This window comes from Pseudomonas sp. Q12-87 (assembly GCF_001269755.1).
Classification (GTDB): Bacteria; Pseudomonadota; Gammaproteobacteria; order Pseudomonadales; family Pseudomonadaceae; genus Aquipseudomonas; species Aquipseudomonas fluorescens_S.
Genome location: NZ_LHVI01000005.1, coordinates 26,299 through 46,100, shown reverse-complemented (window position 1 = coordinate 46,100; position 19,802 = coordinate 26,299). Strand labels below are relative to the sequence as shown.

The following is a 19,802-nucleotide window of genomic DNA, read 5'->3' as shown; positions in this document are numbered from 1 at the left end:
TTAAAAAAACGCATCCAGGCGAAAGTAGATCGGCGCTTCGCGCTCAGTCAGCGCGTCTGGGCGTTCCAGGGAATGAGCGAAGGTGACGCTGGCGTTCAGGTGTTCACCTCGGGCAAACAGCTCCACCGAATTGCTCGACACGCGCCCGTGCTCATCGCCGTTGTAGCGATTGCCGCGAATCACGCCTTGGTCATAGCCCAGGCCAGTGCCGTATTCGGCGAATACCGGGCGCAGCCATTCCAAGGTCACCGGGCGGCTCCAGCGCAGGTCGTTGCGCCAGTAGCCGCCGCTGTCGCCGGACAATGTCTGGTCTTTGTAACCGCGAATCGACGACTGGCCGCCCAGGCTCATGCGCTGCGAGCTGAACAGCGCGTCCTCGCTGCGTTGGCCGGTCATCAGGCTGCTGAAGCTGAAGGATTCGCCGCCCAGCACGAACGGCTGCAGATAGCTGAGGGTGGCGGTGTATTTGCGATAGCGGGCATCCGGCACCCCAGGTCCCGGCTCGTGATCGCCCTGGGCATCAAGGGCGCCGATGCCTTGCTGCATGCCCAGGTCAAGGTTGACGAAGGCATTGCCGACTCGCCGGCCATGGTTGATACCGAACTGCGCCTCGCTGATGCGATTGCTGCTCTCGTTGAGCTTGCTGTCTTCGATGAAATTGTTGGTGCGCAGGTACGCAAGGCCGGTGTTGAGGGAGGTCTTGCTCAGGGCATCGCGATGAATCACCCGCTCCAGGCGCACTTGGTGGTTCTGGCTGTCGCCGCTCTGCTTGAAATTGAAACCATTGGCCTGGCCCAGTGCGCGGTACTCGCTCTGGCTGTAGGTGTAGCTGAGGTTCCACCAGCCAAACGGAAGGTTGTAATAGAGCATGGCATTGCGCGAGGTTTTCTGGTGGTCGCTGACGGCATCGTGGCCGCCGCGCAGGGCCAGTTGATCAGCCAGGCCCAAGGGGCTGTCCCAGTCCAGGGAGGTGCCCCATTGCTGCTCGCCGGTGCTTTTCTGCCCATCGTTATGCCGCGACAGGCCGACGCGCCAGGGCTTCTGCGGGGCGTTCTTGACCCGTACCTGGCTGCCACCGATGTTCTGGCCGGGCGTCAATTCCATCTGCGCCTGATTCGATGGCAGGCGATTGAGCTGATCGACCATCTGCTCGATATCCCGCAGGTTGAGCAGTTCCCCCGGGTTGCCGGGAAACGCCATCGCCAGTTCCCGCTCGGACAACCCACTGCCCTCGGCGCCCTTTAGGCCTTCCAGGCGCCCCTCGACGACCAGCACTTGCAGGTGGCCGCTGGACAAGTCCTGTTGCGGCAAATAGGCGCGACTGGTGACCAGGCCTTTTTCCAGGTAGTAATCGGTGATGACCTTGAGCAACTGGTTAAGCTGCGGCACGCCCAGGCACTGGTTGAGGAAAGGCTTGGGCAGGCGCTGGCGCTCCACTTCGGACAAGGCATCGGCGCCCTTGAGCTCGATGGTCTTGATCGGGAAACAACGGCTGTCGGTCGGCGCGGCAGGGGCCTGGGGCGCGGCGGACTTGCCTGGCAGGTCCTTGAGTTCTTCAAGACGCCGGCGCTGTTCTTCGAGCAGGCGATCCTGACGTTCACGGATCAGGTCCGTGTCACCGGGCGTGGGGGCGGCGTAAGCGAGCGTTAGCGGAGAAAGGCACAGCAAAGCCAGGCATAACCTCGCCCAATGGGCGGGTAGGAACATGTTCGATCCCTCGATACGGAAGTGACAGCGAGCTCGTGAGTGGGGACACATACCCCGAAACACACCCACGCTGCTGACGCGCAAAACTACGCGCACCACCAGACCCTGCTTATCGCTTTCGGTTCAAGAGAGCGGAATTTTTCTGATCAAAAAAGAGACGCATCTCACAGGACGCGTCTAAAACCACTTACGTGACCGCCCGGATGGGCCGCTGCAGAGGACGGCGCCGCATGAACTTTTCTTCACCCCGGACGCCCGCAGGATTCGGTAAAGTCCCCTCGCTCATTCAAGAAACTAAGGTTTTAGCCCGCTCTCCCGCGGGCTTTTTTTTTGCCTCGCGTTCAGGCTGAGGTCTGGGCCTCGCCCAACGCCGACTGGACGGATGTCGTCACTGGCCCCTGCTTCAGCAGCGGCTGCTCCAACGCGGCCCGGCCATAGAACAGCAACGCCATCGACCCACAACTCAACCAGACGAAAATGCCCGCCCAGAAGGTGTGAGACATGTAGTGCCAGCCCTGAAAGACCCGCGTCGTGCCATAGATGAACCCCAGGGTCAGGGCGCCGTACATCAAGGCTTTGGCATGACGCCAGCGGTAACGTCGGGCGACGAAATACAGCGCCAGCATCGTGAAGCCGCCGGACGCGTGACCGCCAGGCCAGCAGCGACCGTCGCCGGCGACTTTCAGCAAATCGAAATTCTGATACCACTCCTTGTGTTCGATCTTGCCGGCGTATTGGGTGGTTTCCACCGGGCAGTACACGCTGGTATGGCCCTTGAGGTAATGAATGACCCCGGTGCTCAAGGCAAACGCAAAGACCACATAAAGGAAATCGCGACGGTGCTCGTGGGCAAAACGCAGCGGCTTGGTCAGCCTGAGCTTATCCAGCACGCGCAACAGGCCTGCACGTTTTTCCGGCTTGAATACCGGCCAGAAAAACGACAACAGCGCACCGATGATGGCCGCCTCGCCGGTCCAGTTCGGAATGATCCGAGCCCACTTGTGGGTGATTTGCTCGAACAACCGCACGTGCTCCAAAGGGAATACCTGGCGCACCGGGTCATAGAAAAAATCGCTGATGGCGATGTCGATGCGGGTCATGTCGAACAGCAAGAACACCACCGCCGCACAGAGCAGGGGGATTCCGAGGTTGAACCCGTAGAAACGGGCGCGAGCAGACATCAGCATGAGCGATCCTAATCGTGGGAAAAATTACTGAAACATCACCGAGCGCCAGTCAGACGCTTCGATAAACCCGAGCAACCGTGGCGCCGGCTGGGCGGTGGACACGAACAACGAAGCGCCATAGCCAAACACCGACGTCGGGCGGTGGAGCGTGGTTTCCATGGCTTGCATGCATTCGCTGTGGGTGACCAGGATCAGATTGCGCCCGGGCACCTTGTGGGCCAGGGCATTACGCAGCAGGTCGTGCCGACAATTGGCCAGCCAATCGTCTCCGGCGCCGACCTTGTTGAACATGTATCCCGCCGTCTGCGCGGCACGGATCAGCGGGCTGTTATAGATGTCGGCGTTGTCCAGCCCCAACTGCTCGAATCGGGCACCCAGGCCTACCGCAACCGCACGAGCCCGATCAGTGATGCCAGAGGGGTCATTCAGGCAAGCAGCCTTGGAGTGGTCACACCGTTCGACATGGCGTACCAGCACGATCATGTCGCCCTTGGCCCAGCCATCGGCCAAGGCCCGGGCACCGGCGACGTTGCCATGGGCCAGGTCCGGCACCGCCGCCGGGCGCAGCAGCCAGAAGACCAATGGGATCACCAGCAATGCCGAAGCCAGCACCACTAGGGCGTTTTGGTGACGGGCAAACCGGCGTGTATCGATCGAGCGCGTCAGGCCGAAAAGGCTCAGTCTCAGTTCCACATCAAGCCGCCTCGACGGCATCCATCCAATCATTCGATGGCGCGACAGTAGTGGGCACGACGTAGGCACACGGTGAAACCGATGTGAAAAAAAGCTTGGAATACCCGACGAAATATCCCGCGAAATCCCAAGGCCCGGAAAAAATCTTTCAGATTCCACGGCGGCGGCCGATACAGCCCTGTTACATGTTCTTGCTGGCTCTTAACAACAACAATCTTCCAGCCAATCGATGATCAAGCAGCACAACGTTCCTGGAGGAATTTGATGAATAGCTGGTTTGGCAACATTAGCGTCAACATGAAATTGGGCCTGGGTTTCGGCCTGGTGCTGGTCCTGACCTGCCTGCTGGCCCTGACCAGTTGGACCAGCCTGGGCGGCCTGATCCAGCGCAGCAACTGGATGAGCGACATCACCCAGCTCAATGCCGGCCTGACCAAACTTCGGGTCGTTCGCCTGCAATACATGCTGGCCAACGGCGACGAAACCGCCGCTCAAAATGTGCAGACCACCCTCGATGGGTTCGTGGCGCAACAGAACGCACTGCTCAGCAGCTTCAAGAGCCCGGAAAACGTCAAGCTGCTCAAGGAGCAGAGCGCGATCATCAGCGCTTACCAGGTGTCCCTGAACAAGATGCGCAGCGCCTACCGCACCGGCAACACTGCCCGCGATGCGATGGGGGCAAACGCCGAGATTGCCTACAAGCTGATCGAGACTATCGATTCCGACGTACGGCAAATGGCCCTCAGCGACGAGCGCTTCGCGCAGTTCCAGGCCATCACCCAGGCCAAACAGGCCTTCATGCTGGCCCGCTATGAAGTGCGCGGCTACACCGCCAACAGCAACGCCGACACCGAACGCAAGGCCGTCACCCAACTGGACGACGCCATCGCTTCGCTCAAGCCGTTGAACGAGCACTTCTCCAGCACCCGACAGAATGAACTGCGCCAGCTGGAAAACGCCCTGACTCAATACCGCAGCGCCCTGCTGGCCTTCAAGCTGGCCACCGCCGATGTGGTGCAGGCGCGCAAGGAAATGACCGACCAAGGCACGACCATCGTGACCTTGAGCGAGCAGCTGTACCAGATCCAGCTCGACCGCCGTGACACCGAAAGCGCCCAGGCGCGCACCCTGCAACTGGTCAGCACCTTGCTGGCGTTGCTGGTCGGCATCATTGCCGCCGTCATCATCACTCGCCAGATCACCGGCCCGCTGCGCGACACCCTGGCCGTGGTCGAACGCATCGCCAGTGGCGACCTGTCGCACAACGTCATCGTCACCCGTCGTGATGAACTGGGCGTGCTGCAACAAGGCATTGCGCGCATGGGCGTGACCCTGCGCGACCTGATCAGCGGCATCCGCGATGGCGTGACGCAAATCGCCAGCGCGGCTGAAGAATTGTCCGCCGTGACCGAGCAGACCAGCGCCGGGGTCAATAGCCAGAAAGTCGAGACCGATCAGGTCGCGACCGCCATGCACGAAATGACCGCCACGGTGCAGGAAGTGGCCCGCAATGCCGAAGAAGCCTCCCAGGCAGCCGCCGCCGCAGACGGCGAAGCCCGTGCCGGCGACAAGGTGGTCAACGAAGCCATCGCTCAGATCGAGCGCCTGGCCAGCGAAGTGGTGCGTTCCACCGACGCCATGACCGTGCTGCAACAGGAAAGCGACAAGATCGGCAGCGTCATGGACGTGATCAAGGCCGTGGCCGAGCAAACCAACCTGCTGGCCCTCAACGCGGCCATCGAAGCGGCCCGCGCCGGTGAGGCCGGTCGTGGTTTTGCCGTAGTGGCTGACGAAGTCCGTGGCCTGGCCCAGCGCACGCAGAAATCCACCGAGGAAATCGAAGGCCTGGTGGCCGGCCTGCAGAACGGTACCCAGCAAGTGGCGGCCGTGATGAATAACAGCCGCAACCTCACCGACAGCAGCGTGGCCCTGACCCGCAAGGCCGGCGTGTCACTGGAAAACATCACCCGCACGGTGTCGAATATCCAGTCGATGAACCAGCAGATCGCCGCTGCCGCCGAACAGCAGAGCGCCGTGGCCGAGGAAATCAGCCGCAGCATCATCAACGTGCGCGACGTCTCCGAACAGACCGCAGCCGCCAGCGAAGAAACCGCAGCTTCCAGCGTTGAACTGGCGCGGTTGGGTAATCAGTTGCAGATGATGGTGAGCCACTTCAGGGTTTGATCACGACAAACGCCCGTTTCCAGCTGGAAATGGGCGTTTGGTGTGAAGGTATTACTCAAGGGTTCCAGGGATTGATGACTTCAATTCCTGAGAATTTGAAGTCCTTGGTGTTACGGGTTGCAATCAGAGCGCCGTGCGTTCGGCAAATGGCTGCGATTTGCGCATCGGCCATACTCGCCGCCCGCCCCTCAGCCTCGCATGACGCAACCAGGGCCGCGTACTCGACAGCTGCGTGGGCATCAAAGGGCAGGATCCTGTCGACAAAATCCTCCATATCGACTGTATTCCGCCTGTTCAATCTCCATGCAACGCATCGCCCTTTCGTACAAAACCCACCCCCTCTCGTCCTACCGCCTTTTGTCGCACGCTGCTGTACGGTTTCTCCTGGACACGCACATTCCGTTCGGAAAGGAGATGGACAACACATGGACGCAAGCAACGATTCACTGTTGCATCGGCTCATCGACGCGCCAGTTAGCGAGGACAACGCCCGGGCCGATTTCGGCACAGCCATGCAGCGCATGGGATTGGCGTCGGTCTTCGATGTCATGCGCATGGGCAAGGCGAAGTTCATTCTTGAACTGGGCAAGCACACCGATGTGGATGGCGGGCAGGCCTACGAAAATGCCGCGAGCTTTGCCCAGCAGGTCAGCCGCCTGTTTCAGGAACACTTGATAGCGCCCGGCAATGCCCGGCAACGTACCCGGCGCAGCCTGGTTTCGGGTTCAACCTCGACGTCCGTCAGCTATCAAGCGCTGTTCAACGAGCGCTGGGATCAGTTCTGCAAGGAAGGCGACATCGCTGCCATCGACTCGCCGGTGGCCTATCTGCGGGCGCTGTATCTGTTTGCCGGCCAGCTGGAAAACGCCTCCCCATCAAGCGACAAAATCCCCCTGAAGCAACGGCGCCCGGACCTCACGGCGCTGATGCTCGATCAGCAGAGTGCCTTCGTTGCGCGACCGATGCTGGAGATCGTCAACGACACCTTGCGCAGCGCAATCGAAGCCCATCTGGCAACGACCGACAGGACCGTCCACCAGGTTCTGGCCAGCGAACATTACCCTTTCTCACTGCCTTATGACCTGCATCATCACCAATGCCTGCTTGGGCTCGACGCAGATAGACCCGCGCTGGGCGAGCTGAATTACCGGGTCAGCCTGCAACTGCCATTCTCCCCCGGCGACTCACCTTATGGGCGCGTATCGCAATCTCATGTGGAGGCGCAAAAACTGCTGTCCGGACTGAGTCCCGAACAACAGAAACTGCTTCTTGTGCCCGCCAGTTCCGACCTGGACCTTGGCGTCCTGAAGAAAAGCTACGGCACTGAAGACATCAATCGCCTGCACGATCTTTCGTTCTTCAAGGAGCGCACCGGGCTCACCACCGAACAGGTCGAGCAGCTACTGGCGCAGGGCCCATACAGCCCACGGGTTTCGACCAATAGCCCGCCCTCGACTCTTCCCAGCCATGGCGCCGGTTACATCAATGGATCCGAATCGGAACCCGCCCTGGCTATTTCCAGAGCATCGAATGCCTTTGCCTACGGTTCGCGAGAACGTTTCGCACGCTTGCAACGAATGATCCGACTGCACCGCTGGACCGGCATTCCCGTTGCGGACTTGGATACGCTGCTCGTCAACGCCCTGCGTTCGGAAAGCAGCACGACGATGACCCTCAACACCAATACCTTGCGCACGCTGGGGGTCTATCGGTACCTGAACCAACGCCACGGCATCGCGCCGCAAGAGTTCGCGTCGCTGCTGCATGACATGCCGATTTCAGCCTGCGGGCAGCAAGCGTCATTGTTTGATCAAGTCTTCAATCGAACCCGATTGCTCGAACATCCACCAGTGCAAGACCTTGTCACGACGGACCCGAAAACCCTCAGCTATCTCAGCGCGGGCCTCGGTCTTACTGTTACAGAAGATTCGCTGTTGTGGCTGATCAAGCAGACCGAGAAATACCTGCCTTCGTTTAAATACGATTTATCCACACTCTCGTCCCTCTACCGCCAGGCCCGGATCGCCGGGATATTCGGGCTCACGCCCGTCGAATGCACGGCACTGGCCCATCTATTGGGCGGCGAAGAGTTTTGCAAAGCATTGGTGACCGGTGCATTGAGCCCGTCCCACGCCCCGCAGCCAGACATCCTCGATGTTCTGATGGCACTGGATTGGGCCGTCGACTGGCTCAAGGAAGGCAACCGGGACGTCGCGCCATGGTGTCGCCTGTTCGACGCCATCGAAGGTGACTTGCCAATGAACAAGAATATGGAGCGACGACTATCGATACTGCTGGCAGAGGACCGCCTCCCTAGCGGCGACCGGCACGTGGTGGAAACCCTGCTGCACGACTTTGTCGACTTGTCCGCAGACTATGCTTCCTGCGTGATGCAATTGGCCGACACCCATGCCACGGCGATTGTCGCGGCCATCGAGAAGTCCCCTGGAACAATGCCCGCCCTGCTGGCGACCGTATTGCGCACTGCCCAAGCGTGCAAAGCAATCCACCTGAACAGCAGCACGCTGCGGCAGTTGCTGAACAACCCAAGTTGGCTGGCCGCCAATCACCCGGGGACGCTGACACCTCAAACCCTGTACCTGCTCGATCGCTTCAGCCACTGCGCACAGCATCAGGCCCGGTCAGAAGAACACCTGCTGCACTACTTGCAACTTGCTAATCAAGACCCGACGGAAGGCGCTGCGGAAGAAGCCAACAAGTTGCTAGCCAGCCTGCTGGATTGGAGCACTGACGAGGTGAGTTGCCTGACTGCACAGCTGGAGCACAAACGAGCCCGGTCAATGGAGGCGGTGGATTGGGTCATGCGCTGCCAGGCGTGCTGCCAGCGCACCGGGTTGTCGGCCAGCCTGCTGCTCCAGGCAAGCGCATTGAACAGCGACAGCCAGACATCGGACTGGAGGACCGTCGGTGAAGCGCTGGTCGCGGCCCGTCACTGACATGTTCCCTATTGCTTCAACATTCAAGGATTGAATATGACCGTTGCCATGAAAAAGCAGCTTGATGAAAGTCTGCGCGATGCACAGTTAGCGCTCTATCTGTACAAGGTCGTGCCCAACAACCCCACGACAAAAAACCTGAAGCTCAAGACGGCCGAGGCGCTTTACGAACATTGGCTGCTCGACGTGCTGGTCAGCCAGGATGTGCCCACCACGCCTGTGGCGTGTGCCATCGCCAGCCTGCAGCAATACATCCATCGCATCCTGATGAACCTGGAACCCGGTTATGACTCGGCCAGCCTGAGCGTCGAGCACCTGAAGACCTGGCGCAACGAGATGCATCAGTACCCGATCTGGGCCGCCCATCAGAAGTTGCTCTATTTCCCCGGGGCTTATCTGGACCCACAGCTCAGGAGCAACAAGAGCGACAACTTCCGACAACTGGAAAACGACCTCAACCAGAACCAGATTCAACCCGATGCGGTCCAGTCGGCGGTCATGGCGTACCTGACCCGCTTCGAAGAAGTCGCCAACCTGAACATTCTCAATGGCTACATCGACGGCGCGGACCTTGCCAACGACACTTACTACTTCATTGCCAAATCCCGCTCGGAGAACAGCTATTTCTGGCGCTCGCTGAACATGGCCCAACGCCCGCTCGACGGCCCGCCACCGCTCCCGCCAGCCATCCCGCCCAAACTTGACCAGCCGGATCCCCAGGCCTGGTCAGACTGGGAAAAAGCCAACGTGCCGATTTCCGACAGCGCGATCGAACACTCGATACGACCGGTGTGGTTCAACAATCGCCTGTTCGTTGTATGGGCCGAATACATCCATCAAGAGCCGTCGGCCACCCGCGACGCTTCTTCAGCGTCACCAACGGGTACTCACCCGCCTCTATTGCGCTTGAGCCTGTGTTTCAAAAAACCGGATGGAAGCTGGAGCACTCCGCGGGTTTGCCTGCAAGGTTATTGCGAGGACACTGCGCTTCGCAGCAAGGGTCTGGATGCGATCAAGGCATTGGTCGGCACTGTTGCTGTACATCACCAACAAGACTCGCACGACTTACTTTATCTCGCGTTGTGCGTCAGAGCGCCCCAAGCAAACTCGTCCAACACCTTCATATTCAAGAAAACCACTTACCTCGATAAAAATCTCGGCGTCGAACCCGCAGGTTCAGACACCTCAAAACAAACGCCGGCAGAACAGTATCTTTCGCACTCAAACATCCATCGCATTCAACTGAAGGTGCCTCTCCAAACGGAAGGCGAGCCGCCGATAACAGGCGTTTTTCTTGGTCAGAAGCTGAGGCCTGAAACTCTTCCTCCCGAGATTACCAGCGTGAAGTCCAGCCAGGGGAACACTCAGTTTCTCGATTTCGCCAACTCAGCGCTCAGCGACAACGATGCCCTGGACACCCCACGCCAACCCATCAGGCTCACCACCGCATTCGCCCCGGAACTGATCCGCCGCACCGAAAACAGCCTGAATGAATTGTTCGATTGGCAGACGCAACACCTGCCGGAACCCGCTTTATCAGGCAGCCCTCATAACAAGATGGATTTCCACGGCCCTTACGGTCGTTATTTCACCGAGCTGTTCCTCTACGTGCCATGGCTGATCGCCCATCGGTTGAACACCGAGCAGCGATACGAGGAGGCCGAACGCTGGCTCCGTCATGTCTTCGAACCAGGTCTAGGGGATCAAGAGTGTTGGCGAAGCGTCCCTTTGGTCGACAGCAACACAACCGCCTATCACGACCAGGCGCCCCATGATCCTCACCAGATCGCCCTCAGTCATCCGGTGCACTTTCGCAAAGCGCTGTACTTTCTGTACCTCGACATCCTGATCAACCGAGGCGATGCCGCGTACCGCGCGCTGACGCCCGACAGTCTCAGCGAGGCCAAGCTTTGGTATGTGCGGGCACTGGAGTTGTTGGGACCGCGGGCAGACGTTCAACCACCCGATCAATGGGCGAAGATCAGCCTGCAAGCGCTGAGCGAAACCACCAACGACAAGCTGCGCGATTTCGAACAATCCCTGACCGGCTCGAACGCCAACCACTCGCTGCACCTTCGTGAAAACCCATCGCAGTCATCCCTACCCGCCATCGACACCGCCCATTTACGCGTACCGTTCAACCCGGAGCTGCTCAAGCGTTGGGACATGATCGAAAGTCGCCTGTACAACCTGCGGCATAACCTCGATATCATCGGCAAGCCGCTGCATTTGCCGGTATTTGCCGCGCCGCTGGATCCTCGTGCCCTGCCCGGCGCCAACGCCCTGAACATCACCGACAGCGCGCCACCAGGCCTATCGCTCCCATACCTGCCCAATTATCGCTTCGTGACCCTGCACAGCCAGGCCCAGGGCGCCGTCGAAAGCCTCAGCCAGTTCGGCGCCACGCTGCTGTCGCTGATCGAGCGCAAAGAACAGGCGCAATTGCAGGAACTGCAACAACAGCAAGCCTGGGATCTGGCGAAAATCTCTGTCGACCTGCAACGTCAGGCACTGAAGATCGACCGCCATAACCGCCAGGCGCTGCTGGCCAGCCGCTCCATCGTCGAGGGGCGGGTCAATCACTACCGGCATCTGCTGGACAAAGGCGTCAGCGAAACCGAGCGGCGGGCCTGTCGGTTGTATTTGAAAAGCGGCGCGTCCGAACTGGAGGCATCCGACGCCCAGGCTTTGGCGGGCGGGCTGATGCTGACGCCTAACGTTTTCGGGCTGAGCAACGGTGGCAGTCGTTGGGAAGGCGTGATGCACGCTGCCGCCGCCATCGCCCAAGGGACCGCCATCGGCGCTCGCACGGCAGCGACCCACCTGGAACGGACCGCTCAATTCCATCGCCGTCGGGAGGAATGGGCCCAGGCCCATGACCAGGCCCGGCTCGAACTGACCCAGGTCGACGCACAACTGGCGCACTTTGCCGAGCAGGAAACGGCCACGCGCCTGCAACTTCGCCTGGCGGAATCGAGCCTCGGCCAAGCCAAGGCCAACTACGACTTTTTCCGCAAGCGCTTTAGCAAGGCGCAACTGTACCAATGGCTGAACAGCCAGTTCTGCGCGCTTTACCGCCAGGCCTATGACGCAACATTGGCGCTGTGCCTGGATGCTGAAGCCTGCTGGCAGTACGAAATCGCAGATACAAACAAGCGCTTCATCCAACCCTACACCTGGAATGCAACCTATCGCGGCCTGGGATTGGGTGAGCAACTGAAGCTGAGTCTGTTGAACATGCACGCCGAATACCTGCGACGTAACGAGCGGGAGCTAGAAATTCGTAAAACAGTTTCGTTGCGCCAACTCAAGAGCAAAACCGCAACCAGCACCCTCAACAAGGAATGGGCGCAAATCCACGCTGACCTGCTGCAAGGCCAGTGCGAATTCGAGCTGACCCACGAGCTGTTCGAAGACGACTACAAGGGCCAGCAACATTACCTGCGACGCATCAAGACCCTCAGCGTCTCCTTGCCGGCCCTCGTCGGCCCTTACGAAAACATTCGGGCCACGCTGACCCAGACCGCCAGCAAAGTGTTCATGTCTCCAGGAGGCCGGTCCGTGGAAAGCCGTTACGCCAACCAGCAGATTGCCCTGTCCACGGGGCTCGATGACAACGGCCTGTTCACCCTCAATTTCAACGATGAACGCTACCTGCCTTTCGAATACACCGGCGCGGTTTCCACATGGTGCCTGACCTTCCCGAACCCCGAAGCGCAAAAGGACATGCTGGAATCGCTCACCGACATCATCGTGCAGGTGAGCTACACAGCCAGGGTTGGCGGAGGCTCGCAATGAGCGAACACAGCGAATTACCTGTAACCGCGCCGTCATTGCCCAAGGGCGGCGGCGCCATCCAGAGCATCGGCAAAGGCTGGAATGCGATCGGCGCCCACGGCACGGCGTCCTATGACATCGCCCTGCCGATTTCGCCGGGGCGCGGTTTTGCACCGGCCTTGTCATTGGGTTACGCCAGTTCCTGCGGCAACGGCGTGTTCGGCCTCGGCTGGGGGCTGTCGCTGCCCTGCGTAGCGCGACGCACCAGCCAGGGTGTACCGGCCTATACCGAGGATGACCCGATCATCGGCACCGGCGGTGAAGTGTGGCTGCCCGAACGCGACACGCAAGGAAACATCCGCTCGACCCGCGTCGACCGCTACAACAGTCTGGAGCTGGAGAGAACCTACACGGTGACTCGCCATTTTCCGAGAATCGAAAGCAGCTTCGAGCGGATCGAGTACTGGTCGCCGGCCCCTGGCGAACCGGGCTTCTGGCTCGTACACGGTGCCGACGGCAGCCTTCACGTGTACGGAAAAAATCACTCGGCACGCCGTGCAGATCCTCGGGATGCGAGGCGCGTAGGTGAATGGCTGCTGGAGGAAAGCCTGAACGCCCATGGCGAGCACATCCTTTACCAATACAAAGTCGACGTCATGGGCCAGCGCTATTTGAGTCGGGTAAGCTACGGCAATTTCCAGGCCGACGCGGACCTCTACCTGTGGAAAACGGATCGGCTGAAGACTGTGCAATGGCACTTCGAATTGTTGCTCGACTACGGCGAACGAAGCACGCAATACCAGGAGAAACCGCCCTATGAAGGCCAGCAATGGCTGGCCCGTGACGATGTATTTTCCAGCTTCGCCTACGGCTTCGAATTGCGTACCGAACGGCTGTGCCGTCAGGTATTGATGTTCCACCGTTTTGCCGAAGAATGCGGCGCGGATCCCGTGCTGGTGCGACGCCTGCTGCTCGACTATCGCCAGACGGACCAGGGTTATCAGCACCTGATCGCCGCACACGACCAGGCATTTGGCGAGTCGCAGACGCCCGAAAGCCGCCCTCCCATTGAGTTCAGCTACAGCGAGTTCAAGCTCTTGGATAAGGTTCCGGGCTGGCAGCCTTGGCCGAATATGTCAGGGCTCACCGGAAGTCTGGGCTGCCAATGGGTGGACCTTTACGGCGAAGGCCTGCCCGGCGTGCTCTACCAAGGCGATGGCGGTTGGTATTACCGCGAGCCGACGCGGGCCAAGGCCAACACCGACGAAGTGACCTACGGCCAATGGCAGGCATTGCCGCGCATTCCCGTGGCTGACACAACAAAACCCATGCTCCAGTCATTGAGGGATCTCACGGGGGATGGTCGACTGGACTGGGTCATTGCCCAGCCCGGGTGGAGCGGTTTCTTCGCCCTCGGTACCAATCGGGACTGGTCGGATTTCGCCACGTTCGGGGCGTTTCCTGCAGAGTTCTGCCATCGGCACGGGCAACTGGCCGACCTGATGGGCGCTGGCCTCAGCGACCTGGCAATGATCGGTCCGCGCAGCGTCCGGCTGTACGCCAACCAGCGCCACAAGGGGTTCGCCGCCGCCCGCGAAGCAACTCGCGACGAAGAGGCCGATGCCCTCCCGGTCATCGGCCCTTCGCTGCGCGAGTTGGTGGCCTTTAGCGACATCCTCGGCAGCGGCCAACAGCACCTGGTGCGCATCCGTCACAACGAAGTGAAGTGCTGGCCGAACCTGGGCCATGGACGTTTTGGCAACGGCATCGTGCTCGGCTCGCCGGACCTTGCCGACGAAAGCTTCGATCCCTCGCGTATCCGCCTGGCGGACCTGGACGGTTCCGGCGCGACCGACCTGATCTATCTACAAGCGAATCAGGCGTTGATCTTCATGAACCGCGGCGGCAATGGCTTCAGCCCTCCCGTTGCGCTGCCCTGGCCGCCGGGGATCCACTACGACTCGTTATGCCAGGTAAGCATCGCTGACGTTCAGGGGCTCGGTTGTTCCAGCCTGATCCTTAGCCTGCCCCACAGAGGGGACCAACATTGGCGCTGCGACTTCGTCCGGGAGAAACCCTATCTGCTCACCGGCACCCACAACAATACCGGTGCGGCCCACCGCATCGCCTACCGCAGCTCAGCGCAGGAATGGCTGGATGAGAAAGCCGAAAGAACCCAGGCCGACAGCTCCCTGGATTGTCATGTGCCCTTGATCCTGCAAGTGGTGTCGAGCCAGACCCAGATGGATGAGATCACCGGCAACCGACTGTGCCAGACCTTCGCTTACCGCCAAGGTTATTACGACGGTATCGAACGGGAGTTTCGCGGCTTCGGCCTGCTGCTGCAAACCGATCAGGAGACCCGCCCCGGCAACGCCGACTCGCCGGATTTCACAGCGCCGAGCCTGACAAAAACCTGGTTCCACACCGGACAAGCGCTGGACCTGCCCCGCCTCGGCTATAGCCGCGCCGACACGCAAGCCGCCGCGTTGGGCCCGACGGTCCTGTGCCAATACCAGCCTGAGAACGGGGGCGACACGCTCATTGCCTCGCCAACGTCCACCATCGTCGTTGAGATGTCGCGCGCGCTGAATGGTCGTCTGCTCCGCAGCGAGGTCTTCGGCGTCGATCCACAGTCGAACGGGAGGACGTTGTATTCGGTCCAGGAAAACCGCTATCGAATACGCTTGCTCCAGGCATCCACCGGTCATTTGCCCTACGCCAGTTCATTGCCGCTGCTGCTCGAATCCATCCGCTACCAGTACGAGGGCATCACCGACGATCCGCAATGCCAGCACACCTTCAACCTGCACCATGACGCCTATGGCGCTCTGGCCCACAGCATCACCGCCCACTACGCCCGACGAAAAACCGTCGACGATCCTCCGCCGTTCAGTGACATCGACCAGCAACGCTGGTGGCGCGATGCTCACGATCCGGTGCAACAGTTCCATTACCTGAGCGAAACCCGCGCCGTATATATACATCTCCCCGCACCCCAAGGTTGGCGCCTGGGCCTACCGTATCGCCAGCGGACCAATGCGCACAAAAGACCCAAGGCACCGCAGGCCGGAGGGCTTAGCACACGGGGCATGTCGTATGAAAAGCTCATCGAACTGACCGAGGAAACGACCTGGGCAACCCAAAGCGTTCTGACGAGCCTGTCCGTGCACCGCTACAAGGACGCCAGAACCGCAAAAACCCTGCCGGACGGCGTCGCACACTTCGAAGCCCTAAGCGATCACCTGGAAACCGCCGAGCTGGACGACACAGCCTTGCAAGCTTTCCACGTGTTGCCACAAGCCTCGCGCCCCCAGCACGAGTTGCTGGAAAGCATCGGTTACCACCACATGGACGCCTTTCTTCCCGCAACATCGCCGCAGGGCAGGCTCTGGTCAGTCAAGAGCGGCTTTGCAACCTATGCCCCACTGCAAGGCTTCTACAAAATCCAGACCCAGCAGGCCAGTGAAAGCCATGGGTTGACCACGTTCAGCTACGACGCCTATCACTGTTGCATCACCGCGTTCAAATTGCCCGATGGCTGCGTCACAAGGGCGCTCTACGATTACCGCACGCTTGTGCCATGGCGCATTACCGATCCCAACGGCAACACACAGGAGGGCCGCGTTGATGCCTTCGGCCAGATTTTGGCCACGACCTTCTACGGCGAAGAAAACAACACACCCGTGGGTTTCCAGCCCATCGCGCAGTTCGCGCGACCAAGCTTCAACACGCCGAATGAGGCGATCGAACAGAGCTCGGAGGCGTTACAGAACGCCGCCACCGCGCTCTATTACGCCCCGTTCAGTTGGATGGGTTGCGTATCGAAGGACGCTCTGGTCGACAGCGAGTGGCTGGCGCGTTGCGTGCTCAATCACGATCTGCTGCCCGGCGGGCACATCTGCGCATCGGCGCGGGCGCGACTGGCGGACCTGCGCATACTCTCGGTGGACGAACTGAAACTGAAACAAGAAATGGATGCCGCCATCCGTGAACCGGTACACATCGCCGTGCTGACGGCTGACCGTTATCCCACTGACGACCAGCAGCAGATCCGCATCGCCATCACCTGCTTCGACGGCTTCGGTCGAACACTGCAAAGCAAACAACGGGGCGAGTCGGGCATGGCCTACATCATCGATGCCAATGGAGCGTTGACACTCAAGGACGCAACCCCTGTGGAGCAAAACACGCCAACACGCTGGCGTGTCAGTGAGCGCGTGGAATACAACCATAAAGGTTTGCCGATCCGCCTCTATCGTCCCTACTTTGCTAATCAGCGTCGCTACATCAACGACGCGTCAATACGCCGGTTCGGCCATTTTGACCAGCAGTTCTACGACGCGTTGGGCCGTCCTACCCGCACCCGTCTTGCCCGGCAAAATGGTCTTTCGCTGATGCGGCGCCAAACCCGCTACGCCTGGTATGCCCTGGACGAGGATGAGAACGACACTCTGGAAGAAGTCATGGCCGAACACGTCCAGGCAAACGGAGGTGAGGCATGAACCCGCGCCTTCACCGCAAGACACCTACCATCAACGCTGTCGACAGCCGAGGCCTGCCCGTGCGGCAGGTCGCCTACTGTCGGCGCAACGCAGAAGAACAGTCTCTGACGCGTGTCACCCGCCAGCACCACGACACGGCTGGACGCCTGGCTGCGCAGTGGGATCCCCGGCTGTTCGGCGCAGCGCCCGAAGCCAACCTGACGACCCTCTACAGCCTTGGCGGCAGACCGCTGTTGGTGAACAGTGTCGATGCCGGCTGGCGCTTGAGCCTGCCTGGCGTCGCCGGGCAGATCCTGCGCCGCTGGGACCAACGGGGAAACCACTGGCACACGACCTACGATGATCAGTTGAGGACGATCGCCATCCGTGAATATGCGCCAGGCCAGGATCCACGCCAGGTCGAATGCCTGCGCTACGGCGACAGCTCGCCAGCATCTGCGGCACGCAATCTATGCGGCGCCCTCACCCGCCACGATGACAGCGCGGGCAGCTTGTTCATCAGCGAATACGCGCTCTGCGCCAAGCCGCTTAGCCAAACCCGGCACTTCCTCCTCGATGCCACACAAGCGCACTGGCCGTCCGCTGAGGCGGAACGCGACGTGCTGTTGGAAAAGGGCGACGGCTACACAACGCAATGGCGCTACGACGCATTGGCGCAACCCATCCTGCAGTCAGATGCGGCCTTGCACCAACAACGCTACGCGTTTGATGTGGCGGGCCAACTCAAGTCGGTGAGCCTGAAAGTAACGGGGGCGACGACGTACAAAAGCATCGTGAAAGACCTGGTCTACAACGCGTCCGGCCAAGTCGAATCCCAGGTCGCCGGTAATGGCGTGGTCAGTCGTGCGGTGTTCGATCCGGCCAGCGGTCGATTGACCTCACTCAGCGCATCGGTGTCCGCCAGCATCTTGCAGGACCTGCACTACAGCTATGACGCAGTGGGTAACGTGACCCAGATCGAGGACCGGGCCCAACCGGCGCGGTTCGGCAGCAACCAGCGGGTCGACGCCACTTGCAAGTTCGCCTACGACAGCCTCTATCAATTGACCCGTGCCACGGGCCGTGAAGCTGCCGGGCTGACCGGCAACCCGAGCCTTCCGGCCTTCGGCAGGGTACCGTTCGACGCCCAGCAACTGTTCCAGTTTACCGAGCACTACGAGTACGACGCCGGTGGCAACCTGATCCAACTGCGCCATGTTCGCGACCGTAACAACTACACCCGGACACTGCACATCGCCGCCAACAGCAATCGCCTGCTGTCCTGGAACAAAGCCGCACACTTCGATGCCAACGGCAACTCACAGGTCCTGCATCCAGGCCGGGCGCTGGAATGGACGACGCGCAATCAACTCGCCAGCGTGACATTGGTACAGCGCGCAGACGGCCAGCATGACCTTGAACGCTATAGCTACGACAGCGCGGGTCAACGGGTGCGCAAAATACAGGTCACCCATGCGTCGACGGTGACGCACACCAGGGAGGTCCGTTACCTGCCGGGCCTGGAAATCCATACCCGTCAGAACGAACGCCTGGAGGTCATCACCCTGCAGGCCGGTCGTTGCAGCGTGAGATATTTGCATTGGACGCAAGGCCGTCCGGCCGGCATCGCGTCAAACCAACTGCGCTACAGCCTCGAGGATCACCTGGGTTCCAGCTCGTTGGAGCTCGACGATGAAGGCTGGCTGATCAGCCAGGAAAGCTACCTGCCCTATGGCGGAACCGCTTGGGCAGCGTCCCGCTCGGCCGTGGAAGCCGACTACCGGACCATTCGCTATTCCGGCAAGGAGCGTGATGCCAGCGGCCTGTACTACTACGGGCAAAGGTATTACGCGCCGTGGCTGCAACGTTGGATCAGCCCCGATCCGGCGGGGGCGGTGGATGGGTTGAACCTGTATTGCATGGTGGGGAACAACCCGATGAGATTCATCGACCCTTCGGGCCTGATGAGGGATGAAGAACTCAAGGAATTCGAAAGCTGGGGCCGGGCCCGTTCCCAGGAAATCATGGATTCTGCCCAGGGTGACTATTCCTATCGTTTGATGCCGGACTCCTACGATAAAACGTCCGATCAGTTTCTCAGTGGTGAGTTAGTGGGCCGCGAGTTTCTCGCGCACTCCTATGGCTACATCAAGACCGAAGGAGTTGGGCTCAGCGACTTTTTCAATCTTCCAAAACCGCAAGGCAGCATGAAGGGTTACAAAGGCGTGGACCGTGATTATGACGGCAGGGCCAGGACCGCCACGCCTCAGGAATACTATTTGAATTTCGGCACTTATCGGATCGGTAATACCGCCGACTACCTGACTGATTTATCCAACCGCTACGCCGCCGCGAAAAACGACATGTTCCACAATGTGGCAATAGAGGAAGACGTCCTGAAAGACGCTCCGACGCTGAGCCGGTTGACCGATCAGGTCCATCAACTGCAACAACCCACCCGGGATTGGATCGAAACCCATATCGAGAAAATGGACGGGATCATGCCGATGCTTGCTGGCGGGCCCGGAGCCCATGCGGAAGTGCGGCTGGCGAATTCCATCGTAGCGCTCTACCCGGACAGAGCGGAAAGAATGCTTTCGGACACCACGATACTGACTGACAGGATATCCAGGGGGGACGCCCCCGAGCCATTCCCTGCGTGCATCAATTGCAGTGGGATCCTTCCTTCACAAATCACCGTGCCTACCGGACGCACCGTCGTCGACTACGCCGGGTACAACGCTCGCGTCCAGGAACTGAACGAGCCTTCACGTGTTCGCCCAGGAGGTAGTCGGAACAGAAGATGACGCGGC

The 19,802-nt window shown here is 60.2% G+C and carries 8 protein-coding genes and 1 pseudogene; 5 read left to right on the top strand and 4 right to left on the bottom strand.

Translation table 11 applies throughout. The annotated features are described in order from the left end of the window. The 3 genes from AD663_RS03220 to AD663_RS03210 all read right to left on the bottom strand — a co-directional run bounded on the left by AD663_RS03220 (position 1) and on the right by AD663_RS03210 (position 3,587). Entirely contained in the window at positions 1-1,707 is a 1,707-nt protein-coding gene (locus AD663_RS03220) for a ShlB/FhaC/HecB family hemolysin secretion/activation protein (protein WP_053213275.1), read from the bottom strand. 341 nt (positions 1,708-2,048) lie between these two features. Then, positions 2,049-2,894, bottom strand: coding sequence for a phosphatase PAP2 family protein (locus tag AD663_RS03215; RefSeq protein ID WP_003177779.1), 846 nt, complete (start codon positions 2,892-2,894; stop codon positions 2,049-2,051). Between the two features lie 24 nt (positions 2,895-2,918). After that, positions 2,919-3,587 carry a histidine phosphatase family protein gene (locus AD663_RS03210; RefSeq protein ID WP_003177778.1) on the bottom strand — a complete coding sequence of 223 codons (669 nt, stop codon included), beginning with the start codon at positions 3,585-3,587 and terminating at the stop codon, positions 2,919-2,921. Positions 3,588-3,851: 264 nt separating this feature from the next. On the opposite strand from AD663_RS03210, the gene AD663_RS03205 reads away from it, so the two are divergent. Beyond that, positions 3,852-5,771: a methyl-accepting chemotaxis protein gene (locus tag AD663_RS03205; protein WP_053213274.1), complete on the top strand. Its 1,920-nt coding sequence runs from the start codon at positions 3,852-3,854 to the stop codon at positions 5,769-5,771. 55 nt (positions 5,772-5,826) lie between these two features. On the opposite strand, the pseudogene AD663_RS29240 reads toward AD663_RS03205, so the two are convergent. After that, positions 5,827-6,042 (bottom strand): annotated as a pseudogene (locus AD663_RS29240) (VapC toxin family PIN domain ribonuclease); the annotation flags it as partial. 154 nt (positions 6,043-6,196) lie between these two features. Here AD663_RS29240 and AD663_RS03195 point away from each other — a divergent pair. From AD663_RS03195 to AD663_RS03180, 4 genes are read left to right on the top strand one after another with little or no spacing between them, the layout of a single operon-like run. Continuing rightward, positions 6,197-8,728 carry a Tc toxin subunit A gene (locus tag AD663_RS03195; protein ID WP_053213273.1) on the top strand — a complete coding sequence of 844 codons (2,532 nt, stop codon included), beginning with the start codon at positions 6,197-6,199 and terminating at the stop codon, positions 8,726-8,728. Between the two features lie 36 nt (positions 8,729-8,764). After that, positions 8,765-12,526 carry a neuraminidase-like domain-containing protein gene (locus AD663_RS03190; RefSeq protein WP_053213272.1) on the top strand — a complete coding sequence of 1,254 codons (3,762 nt, stop codon included), beginning with the start codon at positions 8,765-8,767 and terminating at the stop codon, positions 12,524-12,526. Further along, a complete protein-coding gene (locus tag AD663_RS03185) occupies positions 12,523-17,010 on the top strand; it encodes a SpvB/TcaC N-terminal domain-containing protein (RefSeq protein WP_053213271.1) in 4,488 nt (1,495 codons plus the stop codon). Before AD663_RS03190 ends, AD663_RS03185 begins: the two co-directional genes overlap by 4 nt. Beyond that, on the top strand, positions 17,007-19,796 hold the full coding sequence (locus AD663_RS03180) for an RHS repeat-associated core domain-containing protein (RefSeq protein WP_053213270.1): 2,790 nt from the start codon (positions 17,007-17,009) through the stop codon (positions 19,794-19,796). The genes AD663_RS03185 and AD663_RS03180 overlap by 4 nt, the downstream gene beginning before the upstream one ends. Positions 19,797-19,802: the final 6 nt, after the last annotated feature.

Coding starts and splice junctions, on each gene's coding strand:
- AD663_RS03215 (WP_003177779.1), bottom strand. CDS start 2,894: ATGCTGATGTCTGCTCGCGCCCGTTTCTACGGGTTCAACCTCGGAATC.
- AD663_RS03180 (WP_053213270.1), top strand. CDS start 17,007: ATGAACCCGCGCCTTCACCGCAAGACACCTACCATCAACGCTGTCGAC.
- AD663_RS03195 (WP_053213273.1), top strand. CDS start 6,197: ATGGACGCAAGCAACGATTCACTGTTGCATCGGCTCATCGACGCGCCA.
- AD663_RS03190 (WP_053213272.1), top strand. CDS start 8,765: ATGACCGTTGCCATGAAAAAGCAGCTTGATGAAAGTCTGCGCGATGCA.
- AD663_RS03220 (WP_053213275.1), bottom strand. CDS start 1,707: ATGTTCCTACCCGCCCATTGGGCGAGGTTATGCCTGGCTTTGCTGTGC.
- AD663_RS03185 (WP_053213271.1), top strand. CDS start 12,523: ATGAGCGAACACAGCGAATTACCTGTAACCGCGCCGTCATTGCCCAAG.
- AD663_RS03205 (WP_053213274.1), top strand. CDS start 3,852: ATGAATAGCTGGTTTGGCAACATTAGCGTCAACATGAAATTGGGCCTG.